This window comes from Pseudoalteromonas carrageenovora IAM 12662 (assembly GCF_900239935.1).
Lineage (GTDB): Bacteria > Pseudomonadota > Gammaproteobacteria > Enterobacterales > Alteromonadaceae > Pseudoalteromonas > Pseudoalteromonas carrageenovora.
On the sequence record NZ_LT965928.1, the window covers coordinates 2,418,637 to 2,440,999 of the forward strand.

General features: G+C 40.2%; 18 protein-coding genes, 1 other RNA gene and 1 pseudogene. 4 read left to right on the forward strand and 16 right to left on the reverse strand.

Annotated elements, in window-relative coordinates; genetic code table 11:
• Nucleotides 1–51: 51 nt before the first annotated feature.
• On the forward strand, nt 52–1,251 hold the full coding sequence (gene zigA, locus ALFOR1_RS10925; RefSeq protein WP_104642991.1) for a zinc metallochaperone GTPase ZigA: 1,200 nt from the start codon (nt 52–54) through the stop codon (nt 1,249–1,251).
• Nucleotides 1,251–1,940 carry a DUF1826 domain-containing protein gene (locus tag ALFOR1_RS10930; RefSeq protein WP_104642992.1) on the forward strand — a complete coding sequence of 230 codons (690 nt, stop codon included), beginning with the start codon at nt 1,251–1,253 and terminating at the stop codon, nt 1,938–1,940. Before zigA ends, ALFOR1_RS10930 begins: the two co-directional genes overlap by 1 nt.
• Before the next feature lie 26 nt (nt 1,941–1,966).
• Here ALFOR1_RS10930 and ALFOR1_RS10935 read toward each other — a convergent pair whose 3' ends face one another.
• The 11 genes and pseudogenes from ALFOR1_RS10935 to ALFOR1_RS10980 form a co-directional block, all read right to left on the reverse strand.
• Nucleotides 1,967–4,726 (reverse strand): response regulator, encoded by a 2,760-nt coding sequence (locus ALFOR1_RS10935; protein ID WP_104642993.1) that lies wholly within the window; start codon nt 4,724–4,726, stop codon nt 1,967–1,969.
• Between the two features lie 536 nt (nt 4,727–5,262).
• Complete coding sequence (locus tag ALFOR1_RS10940; RefSeq protein ID WP_104642994.1) at nt 5,263–5,928, reverse strand: hypothetical protein; 666 nt, start codon at nt 5,926–5,928, stop codon at nt 5,263–5,265.
• Between the two features lie 258 nt (nt 5,929–6,186).
• Nucleotides 6,187–6,906: a DUF4262 domain-containing protein gene (locus ALFOR1_RS10945; protein ID WP_104642995.1), complete on the reverse strand. Its 720-nt coding sequence runs from the start codon at nt 6,904–6,906 to the stop codon at nt 6,187–6,189.
• 5 nt (nt 6,907–6,911) lie between these two features.
• Nucleotides 6,912–7,082, reverse strand: coding sequence for an HNH endonuclease (locus ALFOR1_RS10950; protein ID WP_104642996.1), 171 nt, complete (start codon nt 7,080–7,082; stop codon nt 6,912–6,914).
• Nucleotides 7,083–7,086: 4 nt separating this feature from the next.
• Nucleotides 7,087–7,485, reverse strand: coding sequence for a polymorphic toxin-type HINT domain-containing protein (locus ALFOR1_RS10955; RefSeq protein WP_158657442.1), 399 nt, complete (start codon nt 7,483–7,485; stop codon nt 7,087–7,089).
• A 346-nt stretch (nt 7,486–7,831) separates the two neighbouring features.
• A complete protein-coding gene (locus ALFOR1_RS10960) occupies nt 7,832–8,554 on the reverse strand; it encodes an RHS repeat-associated core domain-containing protein (protein WP_104642999.1) in 723 nt (240 codons plus the stop codon).
• 150 nt (nt 8,555–8,704) lie between these two features.
• Entirely contained in the window at nt 8,705–9,028 is a 324-nt protein-coding gene (locus tag ALFOR1_RS10965; RefSeq protein WP_104643000.1) for a hypothetical protein, read from the reverse strand.
• A complete protein-coding gene (locus ALFOR1_RS10970; RefSeq protein WP_158657443.1) occupies nt 9,028–9,834 on the reverse strand; it encodes an RHS repeat-associated core domain-containing protein in 807 nt (268 codons plus the stop codon). Before ALFOR1_RS10970 ends, ALFOR1_RS10965 begins: the two co-directional genes overlap by 1 nt.
• Nucleotides 9,835–10,286: 452 nt before the next feature.
• Nucleotides 10,287–10,459, reverse strand: a pseudogene (locus tag ALFOR1_RS20660) (TnsA endonuclease N-terminal domain-containing protein); the annotation flags it as partial.
• 133 nt (nt 10,460–10,592) lie between these two features.
• An RNA gene (gene ffs / locus ALFOR1_RS10975) (signal recognition particle sRNA small type) lies at nt 10,593–10,689 on the reverse strand.
• A 139-nt stretch (nt 10,690–10,828) separates the two neighbouring features.
• Nucleotides 10,829–11,704 carry a DUF3014 domain-containing protein gene (locus ALFOR1_RS10980; protein ID WP_104643002.1) on the reverse strand — a complete coding sequence of 292 codons (876 nt, stop codon included), beginning with the start codon at nt 11,702–11,704 and terminating at the stop codon, nt 10,829–10,831.
• Nucleotides 11,705–11,918: 214 nt separating this feature from the next.
• Here ALFOR1_RS10980 and ALFOR1_RS10985 point away from each other — a divergent pair, with 214 nt between their 5' ends.
• Nucleotides 11,919–13,064 (forward strand): patatin-like phospholipase family protein, encoded by a 1,146-nt coding sequence (locus ALFOR1_RS10985; protein ID WP_058548357.1) that lies wholly within the window; start codon nt 11,919–11,921, stop codon nt 13,062–13,064.
• A gap of 15 nt (nt 13,065–13,079) precedes the next feature.
• Here the strand turns inward: ALFOR1_RS10985 and ALFOR1_RS10990 are convergent, their stop codons facing one another.
• Complete coding sequence (locus ALFOR1_RS10990) at nt 13,080–15,053, reverse strand: monovalent cation:proton antiporter-2 (CPA2) family protein (protein WP_104643003.1); 1,974 nt, start codon at nt 15,051–15,053, stop codon at nt 13,080–13,082.
• Between the two features lie 133 nt (nt 15,054–15,186).
• Here ALFOR1_RS10990 and ALFOR1_RS10995 point away from each other — a divergent pair, with 133 nt between their 5' ends.
• A complete protein-coding gene (locus tag ALFOR1_RS10995) occupies nt 15,187–16,083 on the forward strand; it encodes a GGDEF domain-containing protein (protein WP_104643004.1) in 897 nt (298 codons plus the stop codon).
• Nucleotides 16,084–16,156: 73 nt separating this feature from the next.
• On the opposite strand, the gene ALFOR1_RS11000 is transcribed toward ALFOR1_RS10995, so the two are convergent.
• From ALFOR1_RS11000 to dnaE, 4 genes are all read right to left on the reverse strand, one after another.
• Nucleotides 16,157–16,498 (reverse strand): hypothetical protein, encoded by a 342-nt coding sequence (locus tag ALFOR1_RS11000; protein WP_104643005.1) that lies wholly within the window; start codon nt 16,496–16,498, stop codon nt 16,157–16,159.
• A complete protein-coding gene (gene tilS / locus ALFOR1_RS11005; RefSeq protein ID WP_104643006.1) occupies nt 16,499–17,803 on the reverse strand; it encodes a tRNA lysidine(34) synthetase TilS in 1,305 nt (434 codons plus the stop codon). It abuts the gene before it with no gap.
• Nucleotides 17,804–17,895: 92 nt separating this feature from the next.
• Nucleotides 17,896–18,852 carry an acetyl-CoA carboxylase carboxyl transferase subunit alpha gene (gene accA, locus ALFOR1_RS11010; protein ID WP_058548362.1) on the reverse strand — a complete coding sequence of 319 codons (957 nt, stop codon included), beginning with the start codon at nt 18,850–18,852 and terminating at the stop codon, nt 17,896–17,898.
• Nucleotides 18,853–18,868: 16 nt separating this feature from the next.
• Nucleotides 18,869–22,360: a DNA polymerase III subunit alpha gene (gene dnaE, locus ALFOR1_RS11015; protein WP_104643007.1), complete on the reverse strand. Its 3,492-nt coding sequence runs from the start codon at nt 22,358–22,360 to the stop codon at nt 18,869–18,871.
• Nucleotides 22,361–22,363: the final 3 nt, after the last annotated feature.

Consider the following 22,363-nt stretch of genomic DNA (forward strand, 5'->3'; position numbering starts at 1 on the left):
CAATTGATATAATATAACATACCCAAAATTGTAATTTAGTAAGATTATTAAATGATAAATAAACTGTCCGTCACAGTGTTATCAGGCTTTTTGGGGGCTGGTAAAACCACTGTACTTAGCCATATTATTAATAACAGACAAGGTAAAAAAGTCGCCGTTATAGTAAACGATATGAGCGATATAAATATCGATGCCGCCACTATTAAAAGTGGTGTATCGCTCAATCACAGTAACGAAAAACTAGTCGAAATGAGCAACGGTTGTATTTGCTGCACCCTACGAGAAGATTTACTTGTTGAAGTGGGCAAACTTGCCAAAGATGGGCGTTTTGATTACCTCGTTATTGAATCAACCGGTATATCTGAACCCCTCCCCGTTGCCGAAACATTCACTTTTGCTGATGAAAACGGTGTTTCACTTGGTGATGTTGCCACCCTCGATACCATGGTAACAGTGGTTGACGCGGTTAACTTTTTAAACGACTACGAACAAGCAAATGATTTACAAGATACCGGCGAATCATCAGGAGAAGACGACGAGCGAAGCGTAGCCGACTTACTTGTTGACCAAGTTGAATTTGCCGATGTTATTTTAATTAGTAAAACTGATTTAATTACAAACGATGAATTAAATAGACTCACTGCCATTTTAAATACGCTCAATACTCAAGCTAACATTATTCCTATTTCAAACGGCCATATTAATATTAACGAAGTGCTAAACACCGGTTTATTTAATTTTGAACGTGCCCAACACGCACCGGGTTGGCTTAAAGAAATGCGTGGTGAACATATTCCCGAAACCGAAGAGTATGGTATTAGCAGCTTTAATTACACTGCGCGCCGCCCATTTGACCCAGAAAAGTTTTATAACTTTTTGCACAACACCGAGCAATTTGGCAAGCTCATTCGTTCTAAAGGGTATTTTTGGCTCGCAACGCGCCCTTTATTTTGCGCACAGTGGAGCCAAGCTGGCGGTATAGCTCATTACGGGTTTGCAGGCATGTTTTATAAAGCAATACCTAAAAAAGACTGGCCCACAGAGCCCGAACTACTTGCTGATATAAACAGTAAATGGGTAGAGCCCTTTGGTGACATGCGCCAAGAGCTTGTTTTTATTGGTCAGTCGTTAGATAAAAAAGCCATGATTAAAGCGCTTGATGACTGCCTTCTCCCAGAAGATGCCGTACTTAAAGGTAAAGACTTTTGGAGAACCTATAACGACCCGTTTCCTATTTGGGAGGAAGAGTAATGAATGCCCTAGCCCCAATAACTGCGCAAATAAAGCCTGCGGAAACGCTGTACCGAAAAGCAGCTAAAGAGTGTGACGCCAATGTATTGCCACAAATTTATAACCAAGACACTAACATTGTTATTTGGCAAAGAGACCTTGAGCAAACATTAACAAATGCAGTTAATACACTCATTAGCGCAAATGCTTTAAAGCCACTTGAACTTGCGGTATCGCCCGATGATGCGTTTGATCAATTAATAAAAGCGCTTAAGCCAGAAGATAATAACCGCGATGAAGTTAAAGCTCTGTGTGAAGATATCGCACTGTTGGTTGAAATGTTTTGCTGCCTGTTTGATTTAAAACGCGCCGGTTTAAGGCTAAAAATATTAGATAAACCTATGTGCCCGCGTTTTCATGTAGACAAAATTCCGTGCCGGCTAGTTACTACCTATCAAGGTGTTGCTACACAGTGGTTAAATCACAGCGATGTAAACCGCTCAAAGCTAGGTACTGGTAATTTAGGTAAACCCGATGAAGAGTCTGGTTTATTTAAAAGCCTAAATAATATTAATCAACTCCAGCAAGGCGATGTTGCCCTGCTTAAAGGCGAGTACTGGGATGAAAACGAAGGTGCAGGGCTTGTACATCGCTCCCCCCCGGAGGCTGAAAACGAGCAACGCTTATTACTTACGCTCGATTTTATCTAAAATTTGTTGTGGTGATAAACGCTAAGCTAATGCGCGTTTATCACCCTAGCGATTACTTCGTACAAACCTTGTGTGCTTACAGGTTTAGATACAAAGTCATCCATACCTACACTTAAACAGCGCTGTTTATCATCTTCGTAGGCATTAGCGGTAATTGCAATAATGGGCACATGTGCCTTAGTGTTTACTTCGTTAGCACGTATGGTTTGGGTACATTCGTAACCATCCATATTTGGCATTTGGCAATCCATTAAAATTAAGTCAAAGGTATTACCCTTAAGCACTTTTAACGCTTCAATTCCATCGTTAGCCATTGTAAGTTGTACATGAGTTGGCTCTAACATTTTTGCAATTACTTGGCGGTTTATGGGGTTATCTTCCACTAAGAGTAATTTTTTGCTACCAAGGTTAGGTACTGATTGCGACTGTACTGCAGCTGTGGGCTTTATAAACTCAGCTTTAGGCGCATTAATGTAAAACTTAAGCATGCTGCCTTTACCGGGCTGACTATTTAAAGATATTTCACCCTGCATTTTTTTAATTAACCCTTGGCTAATGGCCAAACCAAGCCCGGTACCACCGTATTTACGTGCAACACCTACATCAGCTTGTGTAAACTCGCTAAACAATAACGATTGCTGATCTTTTGCTATGCCTATCCCGCTATCAGACACACTTACAAATAACTGCTGGCCACTGTAATCAAACGATAAACGTACAAACCCGCGCTCAGTAAACTTATACGCGTTAGATAATAAATTAATAATTACTTGGTTTAAGCGTAAATCATCTACGTTAATACAATCTGGCAAGGTGTTACTGCACTGAACTATAAACTGCACGTCGTCAGAGCTTACAATGGGTGAAAACAACGATTTAATATTTTCGATAAAAGGCGCTAAATTTGTAGGACGCGGGCTAATTTGCATTGCATTAGCCTCAATTTTAGAAAAATCTAAAATATCGTTTAAGATTTTCAATAAGTTTTGAGCACTTTTTTGTTGCGTATCTAAAAGATCTCTTTGCTCGTCGGTTAACGAACTATCACGCAGCAATACCTCACCCATGCCCAAAATACCGTTCATTGGGGTGCGTAGTTCATGACTCATATTTGCTAAAAACTGCGATTTAGCCACATTAGCTAAATTAGCACGCTCTACTGCTTGCTTAAGCTTATTGGTTTGCTCAGCAACTTGTTTTTCTAGCTGCTGGTTAAACTCACTGAGTTGTTTGTTTAGGTCTTGGTTTTTTATATTTGACGCTTGCAGGTTTTCTATTGAATGCTGCAGCGCAGTGGCGAGCATTTCAAACTGCTGCTGAAGTTGCAGTACTTCTTGCCAACTTGAATCTGTATTAAAAGTCTGTTTTTTTGATTTATTAAAGCTTTGCATTAAATTAGTTAAACCACTGATTGGCTGCACTAATAAATTTGCAAGTTGGCGTACAAACAGCACCACCATAATAATTAGCATAGCGCCTAGCAAGATACTTGGCAGCCATGCTTTGGCTACAGCCATACTCAAATGTTTACGATTATAAAAAGTGATTACTTGCCATTTGCTCTGCGGATTAACATATTTAGAGCTATGGTAAACCTCGTTATTATTGGAACGAAATAAATTTTTATCGCCCATATTACGCGCATTAAAACCATCTTCGTTAAAGTCGGTTAATATTTTAAACTGCTCAAGCGAGCTAAAAACCACTTTTTGTTTATCATCCAGTACAACTAATTCACCAGTGTTTTCAAATAGATTAGGAATAAACTGTTCTAATCGTCCAAGCTTTAACGACCCCTCTACTACGCCGAAAAACTCACCATCACGATAAATAGGTGCCGACAGCGCAACAATGGCCTCATTGCCAAGCCCTCGCCCTTGAAACACACCACCGCTATAACCAAGAGGATACTGCTTAGCCTGATTAAAGTACTCGCGATCAGTGACATTACGCTGCGCCTTAGTTAACCCCGCTATAAGGTTATTAGGCGACGTTATTTCAACAAAGCCGCTAGGGTTTGCATACAAGCTTGTAGCAAACCCTGGAAATAGATTCATTAGCCTTTTTAACTGCTGCTCACTATCAGTGCCCGCGCTTATGGCGTCGCTACTCATTACAATGGCATTTTTATGAAACGTTAAATAATCACTTAATTGAGTGCTTATATATTTGGCTTTTTCTTCAAGCTGGGCGTCTACCTCATACTCTAACCGAGAGTGGTGATCGTTCACTAAAATTACACTGGTAAGCAGTATAACCAATATAATAATAACGCTTACAACATAGCTAAGAATGCGAGCAAGAGGCCTGCCCTGATAGGCACGGCTGGCGTGGGGTACAAATACACTAAATAAATCAACTAAAGCTAAGCTAATTAACGCATTTATGAGGTACTTTGATATTGCAACAACTAGCGTTAACCATGGCAGACCAATAAGAAACTGCCCTATTCCCCAAATTATAGGTAAACCAACTAACAGCCAAAAAACAGTACCAAGAGGGAGTATGGGTTTAGAGCGGCGTAAACAAAAAGTGTAAAGCCAAAAAAGCTCGAGTAAATAAACAATACTCGGCCAGCAATGCCCCCACCTATAAAGTAAAAAGCCAGATACGATCGCAAGGCTTAAGCACGCATAACGCAGCCCAATAAACACTAAGCTACATAATACAAATACTTGCCCAAATAAAAACTCAGAACTGTCGAAAAAATATAACGGCGAGAGGTTAACTAAACCCCCTAGCAACCCTAATAAAACAGCGAGTGTCCACTTACTTCTTTGAGGCATTAAACCAACCTTGGGGCACTTTGTTAACACGCAGTGTTAAATTAATATAATTGCTACATTATTGCGTACAAGTTAAAAGTTGTCTAGCGAGAAAAGGAGCCGGAAACTATTAGGTATTATGGATTAATTTAGTGAAAGAACATAAATATTAAGGAGTTAGAGATATACACCCAATGTTGTTTGAAGTGTAAATTGACATAGCCACATTCGATTTCATTGAGCGACAGCGGCACTATATAAATTGACATAATAATGAAGTTTAAAATGGCATAAAGTATCTAGCAAGTATGTCGACTGATTTTGCTTAAAAAAATTTTTGGAGGGGGATTAAAGGCTTCAACAACCAAGCCGATTTTTAATTAAAAAAATAACACCCAGCTTAATTAGCACATTAACTATCAAACCAAAGACAACTGGATTTGATTTGATAGTTAAAGTATATACTGATACGTAAAATTATAAGAAGTAACTGAAAGTTCAATACTTAGCTACTATATAAAGTAAATTTTTTCATTATTAGTGTTGGTCGAAAATATTTAAATAAACTTAGCTGATTTAAGATCGAACTGTGATAAAATATTCTTTCCTTTTTTATATTCAAGAATATCGCTTTTCGATATAGAAAGCTCTCCTAGAAAGCCATTAAACAAGAGCTCTCTTGGTTGAGTTTTAGCTATAATGATTTGTCCTGCTAATTTGCAATCCACATAAACAAATTGTATCAATTTAAATTCTTGCATTGAGAGTTCAGCAATCACTTTAGATTTTATTGATTTCTTGGCCCACACTCTCTCAGATTGAACCCATTCATTCTCATAATTGCTTGCTTCGAATCGTCTCAATATATCCAAGCTTTTTTCAAGAGGTATTGGCATAGCAGATACAGCAGCCGACAAAGCTTTCTCTAATATTCTCATGTAATGCTGTTGTAGTTGAATATCATCTAAATGACTTATTTGTTCTATTGGGTAATTAACTACAACTTCGAGGAATGGCACAACCTTCATTGCCTGTACCCGCACCTCTGTACTGCCATCAGTCACATAAACATTTATTCGTGAATATTTAGAGGTAAACTTAAGTTTGCTCACTTCCCTTTCCCAGAAATTACACAAGCAGCGAGACTTAAAGAGAAATATCTTTTTATCTTCTTTCGAATAATTACCGTCAAGATAAAGTTCTATTTGACTTAACTTTGGCATAAATCTACAGTCCCTTAGCTTTTGGTCGTTGATTTTTGTAATGTTTTAGCCGGGTTTACAATTCCTACAGCTGCGTCAGTAACTGCGCTTCCTAAATTCAACGACCCTGTTTCGGCATAGTTTAATGCAGTTTCTCCATCATCATGTTAATTCCTTTTATATACAAACCGGCTATTACATTGCGTATAGATAGATGCATTAAAAAAGTCTCGGCTATGAGGCTTTGGATTCAAAAGATTTTATTAATTATTATTTAAATCAGTTCCAGTTGTTCCACATCATATCCTCGTTGCGCCAAAGCCCTTTTCCTTCTTTAAGCTTCATTACCAGATCTAATGTGGGGTCATACAATACAAGTGTACTCAGCGGAATGACTCTTGTATCCTCTTTTTTCACATCCGGACCTGCCCCTGAAAATAGCTCCCATTGATCAACTTCCCACCTCATTGCCTCAGTTACAACGGCTCCCTTTAGGGCCTCTAAATTTGTCACTGCTGAACAATTTTTAGGTAACCCACTTGGGTAACTACGATCAAACCAAGACCACACTCTATTATTTGTGTCGTTCATAGGTAAATCACAATTCGGAACATCGATTGTCATTAATTGCTTTGGTGGTATTATCTGCATCAAAGAAATTTTGTCTGCTTTATAATAGTCGATAGCACCTAATGGCAAATTGTTAGACCAAGATTCACCTGCTTTTTTCAGTTCAAAGCTTCCACTTATGTTTTCCACATTAACTGAGGATGCACTAGGGTTGTTCATCAAGTATTTCGCTGCACAATCTACTATATTTTTAGCTAATTGAGCCGAGAAATAAGCTCCCCCGGCAAAAAGTAGCTCCACACCAAGTTTTTCATGCAGCCCTATGCTATATAAAAAGCGCGGTGAACTTCCCCCACTTATGGTATACACAAAATGGCCGTGACTCTTGATAGCATTACCTATCGTATTTAATGCATCATTTTCATTCATTTAATCTACTTCTCTTTCGCATGTACTTCTTTATGACAGTCTTTGCAAAGTGCAGCACCATTTTCTTTAGTTGTTGGGCCACCATCTGCGTGACGCTGTTTATGGTGACCATCGACTTCACTTAAAGGCTTAGTCTCACCACAACCAGCACATTTGCCACCTTGACCTTGCAACATTTCATTAGTTTCCCCCTAGAGTATGTTCTTTTAGGATCTCTGTCACCGGGAGCAACAGAGCCTCTTCCTGTTGGAGTCTTGGGAACCTTCGAAAAGTCACAGGCATTGTGTACCCACATATTTGTTTTACCAACAAATATGTGTGATCGATGTCTACAGTAAAATTATAAGCATATTGTGGTTTTTCGTTAACTTGTATAGATGCAATAGTAATATCGTTTTTAAACTTTGGTCCAGAAACAATAGTGCCTACTTCAACATTACCAGCCGCTAACCAACCTAGGTTATCTACATAAAATGGGTGTTCTTCTGTTGTAGTAATAGACTCTTCTACGCCATTCTCATCTACAACTGTAAATGTAATAGTTTCTTCATGCCAATCCTTAAAAGTATCAGCAGCCAAACTTACTGGCAGAACACTTCAGGCAAAGAAATGCAAAAACTGACCCTGATTGTTCTACTGCTTCATTTCTTTTCTAAAATAGAAATACAGAAAAATACTCCCTATAGCATTAAATAAAATTAAGACTAAAACTGTTATAAAAAAGCTTTTTTTCCTAATAACGCTAGCTACTAAGGGCATAATCAAAAGAGCTATAAATGCCCCAATTTGCGTTACGTATACAGCCAAGTGTAGTATTCTGTAGGACTCATCAAACACTGACGCCGTAACTAGAAACGTTAAAACTGCTAAAACAAATAAAATTATAGAATTGCGCCATAGTGAGCCGACATTTTTCACCGAAAAGTTAGTGTTTTTCATTTAGTTTATCCAAGTTAACTTCTGCCGCCAATTTAAAAAACCCTAAAGTAACTTCAACTTTTAATTTATTTTCATTGTTCAAGGATACATTTCCTGATTTTATTTGCACAGTTAATTTAGGTCCTTCTTTAGTGACAGAAGTCACTTTAGGCACACCTGTACGACTATCGGATTTTTCTTCTACCTTAAATAGCTGCGCTTTAGCACTAGCAACATTTGAATCTATATTGGCTAACACTTCAATTGTTGTAACATTTTCAGGACCGTGGTCCCCATTTTGAACAGTCATAGAAGCTTCGCCACCAAACGTTGCTGTAGCATTGGGTGTTTTTATGCCAATCTTCGCTCCGATAGCAGGTCCCGCACTTAGAGTTGTTGCTTGTCTTAAGGCTCTGTTTTGTTCAGGGGTAATCATCAATGATTTCGGATTATAAGAGTTTTTCCCCGTCGGATCCGTAGCATTGACTGGATCATTTCCCACATACGCGTACCAGTTCATGCCGTCTTCGTAGCCGATAGGGTCGGTTTGCATAAAACGCCCTAATTCAGGGTGGTAAACCCGTGCTTTGTAGTGATAAAGCTTAGTACCTGGGATTAAGATTTGCCCTGTATATCTAAAACGCGATGAGCTGGTATTAATCGGCTCTCCAAATGGGCCATACTTATGTGTTGCTATTATTGAACCTGAGCCATTCGTTTCACTAATAATTGAGCCATGTTCATCTGCATGTAAATAGCGCTTGTTACCTGTTCAGTTTCATTAGACCATTACACTTGAAGGTTATGAGCTAGCCAAGTCTCTTGATCTAGAAATGTGATCAAGAGACAGCGACTAGCGAGGCTTTGGATTCAAGTTTTATTACCACCAACCAGAGAGTTCATCGCCAATTACCTTGCCTCTGTCTACAGGAGAGAGGGAGTAAAATTTATCCTTATCCTCCTTTGTTTTCAGCGAACTTTTGTGAATCACAAAGCAAAGAATTAAATAAGGAATAAACAAACCTATTGTGATAACTATGAAAAATACAGCTTTTTCAAAGTGTGAGCCATTTAAGCCAAAAAGTACAATTGGTAAACCTATTCCAACCAACGGCCAAAGTAAGTTTTTATAGGCAGTTAATATTGCTGAAACAAGCACCTGCTTGTTCAGCAAATTTTTTGAAAAATAACTATCGTTGCTCATTAACAACTTCCATCTTTGTTTGTACATGTATTGGAACTCTGCGTACTCTCGGACTGCTGACTCATATATTCCATACCTTTTTGAACAATAGTTCCAGCGGGCACAGGGCTAGTGATACTATCAACAACCTTTACAGCCGCGCCTTCCGTTAGACTTTCGCCTTTTCTTTCAGCTTGAATTGCTCCTACAGCAGCCACTTTAGTAGCACCATCAACTCCTGCAATAACTCTTTCTGTCTTCGTAGTTAAGTTAACTGTTTCTTTACCTACTTTAATTGCCCCAGTTACCCCACCTTTAACTAACTGAGTCCCCATCGCTCCAACAGAACCTAAAGCAGCGGAGATAGCAACACTCTCATAATCAGCGCCAGCAAGAGCATCACCGAAACTCGCACCATCACTCATAGAATTATAGACCTGTGTAGCCAAATCAATACCACCACCGATAGCAGCACCAACTAAGAAGTTTAAAAACTTACCAGTAGGGTCAGTATGATTAATAGGATCATTACCTACATACGCATACATATTCATCCCATCTTTATAGCCAATGGGATCAGTCTGCATAAAACGCCCTAATTCAGGGTGGTAAACCCGTGCTTTGTAGTGATAAAGCTTAGTACCTGGGATTAAGATTTGCCCAGTGTAACGGAAACGCGATAAGCTGGTATTAATCGGCTCTCCAAATGGGCCATACTTATGCGTAGCGACAATTGAACCTGAGCCATTCGTTTCACTAATAATTGAGCCGCGCTCATCTGCGTGTAAATAGCGCTTGTTGCCTGTGCCACTGCCTTCATACCACACCAGCGGGTCATCTTCGCCTATACCATGAACATAACGACGTAATAGACTACCGCTGCTGTTGTATTCCGCAACCAGTTCGTTTGCATCGTATAAAAAGGTTGTTTTAGTACCATTGAGTGTTGAGTAATTTAATCGCCCCGTTGCATCATAGCCAAGTGCTAAGCTGGTACCTGATTTAGACGCAGACGTTAATCGGTTATGCGCATTATAGTTATAGCTCCAACCATCATAACTTTTTAAGTTGCCGTTATTATCATAGGTTAAATTTTTACCACCAACACTCGTGTATTGGTTTAAATCATTGGTGTAGTAATCTTGCTCACCAATAGTTGGAATTTGAATCTGGTAATTATTATTACTAACTGTTTTTGACTTAAGCTGGTTCGCATAGTTATAAACGAAATTAGCGTTATTGATACCCGTATGATTAAATTGGCTTACGCGTCCTTTGTGTCGTAACCTAATGGTTGTGCTTCAAATGCGACTATTGATGTTGAAAATTCAAAATGGAAACACGCATCAAACTTTAAAGAGGATTCAACTAAACAGGTAGATTTATTTTTTTTTGACAAGCAAATTTATGGAGGTTTTTTACACGGGAGTGTTTGAGTTTTCTTCTGTACATGTGAGTCAACCATCTAACCATTAGGTTAAATACTAGACTATGCCACCTTATACTTCTAATTTATGCCATCTTTTAGTACAAATATGTCAACTTATACTTCAAACAACACCCAAATGAGGAATTTGGGTGGCAGTCTTACCAGCCACATCTCGGCACACACGTCACAAACTGTGGCTGCTCCCTTCCGGGCCTGACCAGGTTCGCCTGCTAGTGTTGCGAGAGGACCAATAAGACTACCATTGAGGGCCTTGGTTGGCGCGGGAGGGATTATCTCTACTTTTACTGTGTTATTCAAGGGATAATCAAAAAAGAAAGTGCGATTGCATACTTCATATACAATCGCGGCATATTTAGCTGTTTTAGTGCGTATTAATTGCTCTCTAACTGCGCTTTTATATTGCGAAGTGCTGCTTTTACTTTTTTCATGTTTTCTGGGCCCATGCGTAAAAGTTGTTTTTGTGCAGCAGGAAGTTGCTCCCATTCAGAAAATGCATACTGATAAGTAACCGAGTCACGTAGTAACGGCAAGTCACCTTCAGGTTCTGGCGTATCGAGTAATAGATCGATAGCATCTTCCAGCGTTTGATTAAACTCATCATCACCGTAGCCAATTTCACTGTAAGCATTATTTATAAGTGGTTTATATTCTTCGTACATACGCACAGCTTGTGCTGCACTCATACTTGTAAACACTTTTACATAAGGGGTGTAACGCTCGTAGCTATTAGGGTCGATTGTTAAAATGTCACCTTCGTTAACACTAAACTCTTCTTCTGGCTTAACTACTGGTGTGTGCTTTTTAGCAATTTTACCTTTGGCTATGTTATCTATAAATACAACGCCACGGCGAATTACGTCGTCGGTTACCATTAGGCTCATTACTGAATCACTTAGGTATTCGTCGATTTTTGCTACTACTACGTCGTCACTTTCATCAAGCGTTGGTAGTGGCTCTACTTCAGGCTCTGGCTCAACTGGGCGCTGTGCTGGCACTTCTAGGTTTTCTGGTTTTTCTGGCATAACCGATGGTGCATCAACAACAGGGTCATTTTCTGGTTTAAGCTCCATCATTGGCTGCTCTTTTGGTACTTGCTCTACCTCTGTGCGTTTTTGTGGCTCGTCACTTGGTTTTAAAAGTACAAATGCGGCAGCACACACCACAATAATTAAAATAATAACGGCGAATAAAAAGTTGTTATTAGGCGGACGTTTTTGAACATCTGACGCTTCTGGTTTATCTGACATACAAACTCCATAAAAATTAAAATGCATTATCACTCAGAGTGCTCTGAATGGAAAAAATTCATTATGAGTAAAAACTATTACTGTAACTATCTTAGCTTACAAATATAAATGTAAGCTTACTATACGTAGTAACTCAGTTATCCTTTGATTCTTCTAGCTTAAAGACTTACAGTTAATAAATAAAGTAAAGACGTTGAACAGTTTAAACACCAATATGAAAATCAAGCAAGTCGATCCAGAAAAACCAAAAATTGCTCTGTTATTAACAGGGGGTGGCGCACGAGCTGCTTATCAAGTGGGTGTTTTAAAAGCCCTTGCGCATAGTATGCCACGTACTGCTCCTTTGCCGTTTAGAGTAATAAATGGCACTTCAGCTGGAGCAATTAACTCAGCCGCTTTAGCGTGTTATGCCTCTTGTGCGCATTTAGCTGTGCGTAAACTTGAGTCGGTTTGGAAAAACTTTTCGACCTCTATGGTGTATAAAAGCGACTTTTTAAGTGTATTTGGCCATATTGCACGTAATATTTTAACCAGCTTTCAGTCTGAGCATATAAACCATCCTCCTGCGAGCTTATTAAATAATCGCCCTTTGCGAGGGCTGTTAAACGAAATTTTAGATTTACACCGAATTGAGCGTAATTTACACCGTAATTACCTAGATGCATTGTCGATTACGGCCTCTAGTTACACGACCGGCGATTCTGTAGCGTTTTTTCAGTCAAACACACAAACATCGTGGCAGCGTGCTAAGCGCGAAGGCCAAGCAACGCGTATTAATGTAGAGCATTTAATGGCCTCAAGCGCCATTCCTATGGTGTTTCCTAGTGTGAATATTTATAACCATTATTTTGGTGATGGCTCAATACATCAGCTTTCGCCTTTAAGCCCATCTATTCATTTAGGTGCAGAGAAAATATTTATTATTGGGGTCGATCAACCTAAAGAGCTTCATCCTCCGGGGTATTCTCCTCATTACCCGGGCCTTTCGGCTGTTGCTGGGCATTTACTCGATAGTGTTTTTACCGACACCATGCAATCGGATTTAGAGCGTTTAGACCGTATTAATCGCACTTTAGGGCTACTACCCGCTCGCGATAAACACCAAGAGCTTAAGCAAATTGATACGTTTGTAATTAATCCATCGCAAAACTTTAATGCCATTGCCGCGCAATATTACAACGACATGCCATGGGCTATTAAAGTACTACTGCGTACAATCGGTGTTAAAAAGCATTCACAATCGAGCTTAACTAGCTATCTATTATTTGAAAAACGCTACACCCAGCATTTAATGCAAATAGGCTTTGAAGACGGTATGAAAAAATTACCGGAGATACGCAAGTTTTTAGAACTAGATTAAGCCTAAACAGACACGTCATTCTATTCCATCGAGCAGGTAGTGCTCTACCCGCTCTACCCTCCTTGGTTTACCTTGTAGTACGAGTACATCGTTAGCGTAAAGCGTTGTTTGCTCATCGGGCGTATCTATTTCTTGCCCTTCTCTGCGCAGTGCTTTAACTATTACTCGGCGTTTAGCTAAATTTAACTCTTCTATAACTTTATTAACTGCAAAGGCTTGCGGCGGTAGTGCAACCACATGTAAATATTCTAAACGGTCAGTTGAGATTTCTTCACTGTCTTTAAAGTAGCCCGCGTAAAAGCTTTGCATTAACGGGTAACGGTTTCTACGTTCTTTACTCACTCGGCGTACAATGCGTGTCATGGGTACGCCCGACATAGATAAAACATGCGAGACAAGCATTAAGCTCGCCTCTAGTGACTCAGGTACAACTTCTGTTACACCTAACTCTTTTAAGTAATCTAGCTGGCTGTCGTCACGGGTTCTTATCAGTATTTTTACATTGGGGGCGAGCTGTTTTATGGCATCTATAACTACTTGTGCGTGCTCAAGCTCTGTAAAGGTAATAATAACTAAACGCGCACGTTCTACGCCTGCACATTTTAAAATATCTTTTTGCTTAACATAGCCAAAGATTACAGGCTCACCAGCGGCTTTACCTTCTTGAACCAAAATAGGGTTACTTTCTATTGCTACGTAATCTATGGCCTCGGGCTTTAAAAACCGCGCTATAGTTTGCCCAACCCGAGAAAAACCACAAATAACAACATGATCGTTATACAGCGTACTGCTTTGTGGCTCACTTTCCCAAGTCATACTTGGGTGCTCTAAAATGCCTAATTTGTTTAAAATAAAGGGCGTTTTATCAATTAAAAATGGCGTTATTGCCATAGATAACACGCCAAGTGCAATTAAAAACGAAGCCTGTTCAGAGCTTAATAACTGGTGCTGCCCAGCAAGGGCAATTAACACAAAGCCAAACTCTCCCATTTGCCAAAGCATAATGCCACACGCTAAGGAGTCTTGGTTTCGCTCATGCATAAGCCGAGCACTGAGCGCAACCACGGTAATTTTTAATATTAATAAGCCAAGTAAGGCACCAATAATAAGTAAACTGTGGTTAAGTACAAATAAAATGTCGAGCTGCATACCAACGGTTACAAAAAACAGCCCCATCAAAATATCGCGAAATGGTCTTATATCGGCTTCTAATTGGTGCCTGTAATGACTCTCGCCTAACATCATACCCGCTAAAAAAGCCCCTAAGGCCATAGATAGGCCAAACATATAAGTTAATAACCCAGCAAACAGTGCAACCAAAATAGTGGTCAGTACAAATAGCTCATCGGTACGTACTTGGGCTATTTCGTTAAATACTTTAGGTAGCACCCACTTGCCAATTGCCCACAATAAAACACATACAAATGCCCCTTTAGTTAAAGCAAAGGCTAATGCCCAGCCAATACTTTGCGAGCCACTTGAGGCAAACAACGGAAGAATAATAAGTAAAGGGACTACAGCTATATCTTGAAACAGCAACACACCTACGGCAAGTTGCCCGCGGCGTTGGTTTAATTCACCGGTTTCTTTTAATAGCTTTACCACTACAGCCGTTGAAGAAAGGGCCATTATTGTGCCAATGGTAAAACTGGTAAGTAAGGAGAAGTCTAAACAATATAAGATTATAATGAAGAGTAAGCTGGTAACGCCCACTTGCAAGGAGCCAAGCCCAAATACGAGGTTGCGCATTGCCATTAGCCGCGAAATAGAAAACTCTAATCCCAAGCTAAATAGTAAAAATACAATGCCTAGTTCTGCTACAAATTCAATTTCATGCGATTGGGCAAGCCAACCAATGCCATGGCTGCCCGCTAAAACGCCTGTTGCTAGGTACGCTAAAATAGGTGGCAACCCAATGCGCTTAAAAAACCACACAAAAAGCACTGCCGCTACTAACAAGCCAAAAATTTGAGCATTTATACTTTGCAAATTTGGGCTCCGGCGTCAATTAAACTAAGGAATGTACTCTAAATATAGCAACCATATGTTTATCAAGCAATTTTAAAATATGGCATAAAAATCGCTTAGTTACTGCAAAGCAACACCCTCGGGGGAGATTTTAATGGAAAACGTCCATATTTTGACACAACGTGTATCTGGTCGCGGCGACTTTTTGCCGTTTTCAGCTGAGCACACACAAGTTAATGAATCTGCGGTAACGCATGATCTAGTTACTGAGTTACAAACAAGCTTAGTTATTGAAGATGTTTTAGCTATTTATGCAAGATTTGCTAAGCAATTGCTCAATTTTTCTGGGCTGCAGTTTCAATCAACGCTAGGCACTGCACAAACATCAGATAGCAACACTAATACTACGCCTTATATATTTGACTTATCTATTGGTAAAGAGCGCTTAGGCCAGTTAATTTACTTTAGCCAATTTAAGCTAAATGCAGCGATAGAAAGTAAATTACGCACTTTACATTCGGCACTCGTTTATCCGCTTCGTAACGCAATGATGTATAGTCGTGTGTTAAAACTTGCTACAAAAGATGCATTAACGGGTTTAAATAACCGTAGTCAATTTAATGACTTTTTGCTTCAAAAGCTCGAAAACTGCCGCCGTTATCAACGCCCATTTAGCCTTATGCTGCTTGATTTAGATAACTTTAAGCAAGTTAATGATAACTTTGGCCATAAAGTAGGTGACGACATGCTCAAGGAGTTCGCAAAAGTATTATGTAGCAGCATAAGAGGCACTGATTCGGTGTTTAGATTTGGTGGAGATGAGTTTGCATTACTTATTGAAGACCCTGAATTTACGACCAATAAAGTAATTGCTGAGCGTATTATGCGCCTAGTAAGAAAATCGCCTTTAATGTCTCAATACAAAGTAACAACCAGTATTGGCTTTTCTTTGGCAAGCAGCCAAGATTGCGAAAACGAAATATTTGCTAGAGCCGATAAAGGTCTATACAAAGCAAAAGCATCTGGACGCAACTGCGCAAAAGCATATTAGTATTTACTTAACTGCATTGAATAAAAAAGCCTAGCTTCCCCCGCTAGGCTTTTTTATTGCTAAAATTCCAATCTTAAAACTTTGCACTCACCAATTTATAAATACACAACGCAGCACAAAAGCCAAAAAAGAAGCCGCTCACTAAATTAAGTAATGCGGTAATACTCGCAAGCGGAGTAAATAGCACTAAAACCAGTGGTAAGCTTACGCCTAAAATAAAAAACAGCCCACCTTTACCTAACCAATACGCAAGCAATAAAGCCGCGGATATCACACCACCGGCAACAGCATAACCTAAAGTAATTATGTTTAGCTCTAGCAATACATTAGCTATAACAGCAATTAAAGCTGTTATTAACATGCCCATTGGCGCTTTGTTAACTAACGACAACCCTACGTGCGGCTGCTCACTCATTTATTTACACTCCCAAATAATACCGTTTTCATCTTTATGTTTTTCACTTACAAAATAACCCACTGCTTGCACTAACTCATCGTTATAAAATATTAATGGCACCTGCGCTCTCAGCCAAGGCGCTACTTTTGCATCTTTAAACCAATGTTTTAGCGTGTTACTACCTGGTTTTTTTAAAGGCTTTATACGAGCACTATTACAATTAAATTGCACGCTTACTTGCTCATTATCAAATGGCTCACGTACACCTTTACCACTTTGTTTTAATAATAAACGGCCATCACTAAGTGTTAGTTCATCTGCAATTAAAAGCTCACTGCTTAATGGTTTACTCGGCATTACAAAGTACAAATATCCTTGGTGACGACGTATTTGCCCATCAGTTAAATCAATCTGCATCTGCGAATCGGTTTGAGCATTAATAGCTTGGTTTATTATTTGCGACAACTGTTTTTGCGAGGGCATAATTTGAGTAAATAACTCAAGCCAAGCACGAACAACATTTGCCATTCGCACCTCGCTATAGTGAATTATTTGGCTAATACACAATGCTTGCTGGTCATTTAAACTTTGGCTTAAATCAATTTGAGTGTATTCATCAAGAAGCGCTTGCTGCTTTTGCAATAAGCTTATACTTCGCCCTGCACAGTGCTCAAAACCATTAAAGCGCTCTGCAAGTATGGGCACTACACTTGCGCGTAAAAAATTACGTTCAAAGCGCTCATCCGTATTTGAGTCATCAGTAATATGGCTAATATTAAACTCGGCGGCAAAGGCTTCAATATTACTACGCGTTACATTTATAAGCGGCCTAAAACATACACGTCCACTATTAAGAGTGCGAGTTTGCTGCATAGCACCTAAGCCTTTTAGGCCCGAGCCACGCTTTAAGCGCAGTAAAAACGTTTCTATTTGATCGTTTAAATGCTGGCCTAATAAAATAACACTTTCAGGTGCGCTTAGTTCATCAAGTGCTTTATAACGCTCATCGCGAGCCTGCGCTTCAAGGCTTGTACGTGTTTTTTGCTCTATATGCACGGCAGCTGCGTTAAAAGGTACGTTAAGTTTGGTACACACTGTTTGGCAAAACTGTTGCCAGTCTTGTGCGTATTGGCTTAAACCATGATTTACATATATAGCACTTACATTTAATGTTGGTATTTCTTGCCTTAGCAAGTGCATTACATGCAGCAATACAACAGAATCAACCCCACCCGAAAGCGCCACAGTAAAATTATACTGTTGTTGCTTAAAAAAGTGCTCAAGTGAATGTTTAACTTGTTGATAAATGGCTGATGATTGCATGCAATACGCTATAAAATTTGTGTTGGTAGTATTTTAAAACAAAAAAGCCGCATAAGCGGCTTTTTTTAACATTTAATGTAATAGCTACTTTATTAGCAGTAACCAAACGACATTAAACGTTTGTAACGTTGATCAAGCATGTCTTCAAGAGAAAGCGCTTGTAAGTCTGCTAAATCACGTTTTAAACGCGTTTTTAAGTTACGCGCCATAGCATCGTAATTACGATGTGCGCCACCTAAAGGCTCGTCAACTAAGTTGCTGATCAAATCAAGCTCTTTAACACGCTCTGCCGTTACACCCATAGCTTCTGCTGCTAGTGGTGCTTTGTCTGCGCTTTTCCATAAAATAGATGCACAGCCTTCAGGCGAAATTACCGAGTAAGTGCTGTATTGCAACATGTTAACTCTGTCGCCAACACCAATCGCTAATGCACCACCTGAACCGCCTTCACCAATAACCGTACAAATAGTGGGCACTTTAAGCGCCGCCATTACTTTTAGGTTACGTGCAATTGCTTCAGACTGACCGCGCTCTTCAGCGCCAACACCAGGATAAGCACCAGGCGTGTCGATAAAGGTCATAATTGGCATTTTAAAACGCTCAGCCATTTCCATTAAGCGTAATGCTTTACGGTAACCTTCAGGCTTTGGCATACCAAAGTTGCGCTTAATTTTTTCAGCTGTATCGCGACCTTTTTGTTGGCCAATAACCATTACTGGTTCGCCATCTAAACGTGCAACACCGCCTAAAATAGCCGGATCGTTAGCAAAAGTACGATCGCCTGCAAACTCGTCAAATTCCGTGAAAATGCGCTCGATATAATCTCGAGTGTAAGGACGCAACGGATGACGCGCTAACTGCGATACTTGCCAAGCGCCTAAATTTGAGAATATTTCCTCTTTTTGCTTAGCACTTTTTTCTTTTAATTTGCTGACTTCCTCTTCTAACTCAAGGTCTAATTCGCCAGCGCGGCTTATACTTTGTAATTCTTCAATTTTTGCTTCTAATTCTGCAATCGGAAGCTCAAAATCAAGATAATTGAGGCTCATGCTCTAAACTACCTAATCAGTTAAATTCTAGTTCTACATCTTGTGCCGCCATGAGTGATAACTTATGAATTAAGTCGTCGCTCGGCGTAACACACCATTCGATCCCTAGGGTTAATTGCGCCAACGCATCGGGGCGTTGGTAATAAACCTTGATCGGACACGTTCCCATTTTATAAGGTTCGAGTACTTTTTGTAATTTATCGAAGAAACCTGCCTCGATTTGCACCATGTTCAGCGTCATTTTAATCGCCTTAATACGTTTTTCACGCGCTTGAGCAATGGTGTTTATTTCTCTGGCGGTCATTGTAATGCCACCGGAGAAGTTATCAAAGCTGACCTGTCCAGATATTACCAAGATATTGTTAACTTGAAGCATTTCTTGGTACATTTCGAACTGTTCTGGAAACAAGCGTACATCAATACGGGCGCTCTTGTCATCTAAAGTTATTAACCCCCAACGATTTCCTTTTTTATTAATTAAGGTTCTCGCTGAAATAACTAAACCAGCCGCTGTAGAGAGTACATCACGATTAGTTGGCTGTAAATCCACCAGCTTACCGCTGGTATAATACCTAAGTTCTTTTCGGTACTGATTTATCGGATGCCCTGTTAAATAAAGGCCTAGTGTATCCTTTTCACCTTCAAGCCATTGATTATCTGTAAGACCCGTGGCTTTAATAAAGGCTTGTTCTACTTCATCAGGCTCGGTGGCTAATAAACCAAATAAATCGCTTTGCCCAAGCTGCTCTGCCTTGTTGTGCTGATCGGCTGCACGCATGGCATCTTTTAAACTTGCCAGTAAAGTGGCACGCCCTGCTTGGGTTTTTTCTGGACCGAGCTGATCAAGTGCACCGGCATAAATTAATTTTTCGGTAACACGTTTATTTAAGCGTTTTAAATCTACACGGGCACAAAAATCAAATAAGTCTTTAAATGGGCCGCCTTTTGCGCGTGCTTCTAAAATAGCATCTACCGGCGCTTCACCTACGCCTTTAATTGCGCCTATACCGTAAACAATTTCGCCTCGCAGGTTTACCGTAAACTTAAACTCACCAGCGTTTACATCTGGCGGTAATAAGGTAAGTTTCATGTTTTCACATTCATCTACCAAAATTACTATTTTGTCGGTGTTATCCATATCGGCCGACATTACCGCAGCCATAAACTCAGCTGGGTGGTGCGTTTTCATCCACAGCGTTTGATACGATACTAATGCGTATGCCGCTGAGTGAGATTTATTAAAACCATAACCTGCGAACTTTTCTACCAAGTCGAAGATTTTAATGGCTAGCTCGCCGTCAATGCCGTTATTTCGGGCGCCATCTTCAAACGTTGAACGCTGTTTTGCCATCTCTTCGGGTTTTTTCTTACCCATTGCACGGCGTAACATATCGGCGCCACCAAGCGTATAGCCTGCTAGTACCTGCGCTATTTGCATTACTTGTTCTTGATACAAAATAATGCCGTAAGTAGGATCGAGTATTGGTTTTAAGCTTTCGTGCTGATACTGCGCATCGGGGTATGAGATTTCTTCTCGGCCGAGTTTTCGGTCGATAAAGTTATCTACCATGCCTGATTGCAGTGGACCTGGACGAAACAAGGCCACGAGTGCAATCATATCTTCAAAACAATCGGGCTTAAGGCGACGTACTAAGTCTTTCATGCCGCGCGACTCTAGCTGAAACACTGCCGTTGTTTCGGCGCGCAGTAATAGCTCTATACTTTTTTTATCATCCAGTGGGATGGTATTTATATCAACTGGGTCCTTACCTTCGCGCTGCATTCGCACGTTGGTCATATCCACAGCCCACTGCAAAATGGTCAAGGTACGTAAACCCAAGAAATCGAACTTAACAAGGCCTGCGGTTTCTACGTCGTTTTTATCAAACTGGGTAACCGGAAATTTACCTTCGTCATCGCAATAAAGTGCAGCAAAGTCGGTAATAGTGGTTGGCGATATTACTACGCCACCCGCATGTTTACCTGCGTTACGTGTACACCCTTCGAGGATGCGGCACATGTCGATTAAATCTTTTACCTCAGAGTCGCCATCGTATGCTTCTTGCAAGCGCGGCTCTACTTCAAAGGCTTTGGCAAGGGTCATACCTGGATCGCCTGGGATCATCTTCGAAATACGATCAACAAACCCATACGGATGACCAAGTACACGCCCTACATCGCGAATTACCGCTTTTGCCGCCATGGTACCAAAGGTGATAATTTGCGATACCGCATCACGGCCATACAATGCCGATACGTGATCAATTACTTCATCGCGCCTGTCCATACAAAAATCGACGTCGAAATCGGGCATTGATACACGTTCAGGGTTTAAGAATCGCTCAAAGAGTAAATCAAATTCAAGCGGGTCGAGGTCGGTAATTTTAAGTGCGTATGCTACTAACGAGCCTGCACCTGAACCACGCCCAGGGCCTACCGGTATATTGTTATCTTTACTCCACTGAATGAACTCCATTACGATTAAGAAGTAACCCGGAAAACCCATTTGGTTAATTACGCCAAGCTCTATTGCTAAACGTTCGTCGTATTCAACGCGTTTTACTTTTCTATCTTCTTCATCTGGGAATAAAAACTGTAGTCGCTCTTCAAGGCCGTCTTCTGAAACTTTAACTAAAAAGTCTTCAATTTTTAGTGAACCAGTAGGGTAATCTGGTAAAAAGTAAGTCCCTAATTGCACCGTTACATTACAGCGCTTGGCTATTTCTACGGTATTTTGTAGCGCCTCTGGAATATCGCTAAAAAGCTCAGCCATTTGCTCAGGCGTTTTTAGGTATTGTTCTTGTGAAAATCGTTTAGGGCGGCGTTTATCATCAAGGGTGTAGCCATCAAAAATGGCCACTCGGATTTCGTGCGCTTCAAAGTTCTCAGGCTTTAAAAATACCACTTCGTTAGTGGCTACAACCGGTAACTGTTCTTTAGCGACAAGCTCTACTGCCATGTGCAGGTAGTCTTCTTCGAGCGGGCGGTTAGTTCGTACAAGCTCTAAATAGTAATGATCACTAAAGTGCTGCTTGTAAAAGCTAACAACAGATTCAATAACGCCCGGGTTGCCTTTTAAAAGCGCTTTACCTAAATCGCCATCTTTAGCGCCCGAGAGAATAATTAATCCTTCTTTGTGATTTACTAGCCATTCACGGTCAATCACCGGGCGATGAAATACATGCCCCCGCTGATACGCTTCAGATATTAATAAAGTTATATTTTTATAACCGTCGTTGTCTTTCGCTAAAATAGTTATACGACATGGTTCATCTGAAAATTCAGGGCTACGTAGCCAAAAATCAGCACCCACAATCGGCTTTATACCCGCATTGTGCGTGGCGCCATAAAACCGCACTAAACCACAAAAGTTCATTTGGTCGGTAATAGCAAGCGCTGGCATCTCAAGCTCTTGCGCTTTAGCGACTATTAGCTTGGTTTTGGCCAGGCCATCAACCATCGAAAAGTCTGAGTGAACCCTTAAATGTACAAACTCTGGTGCAGCCATGGT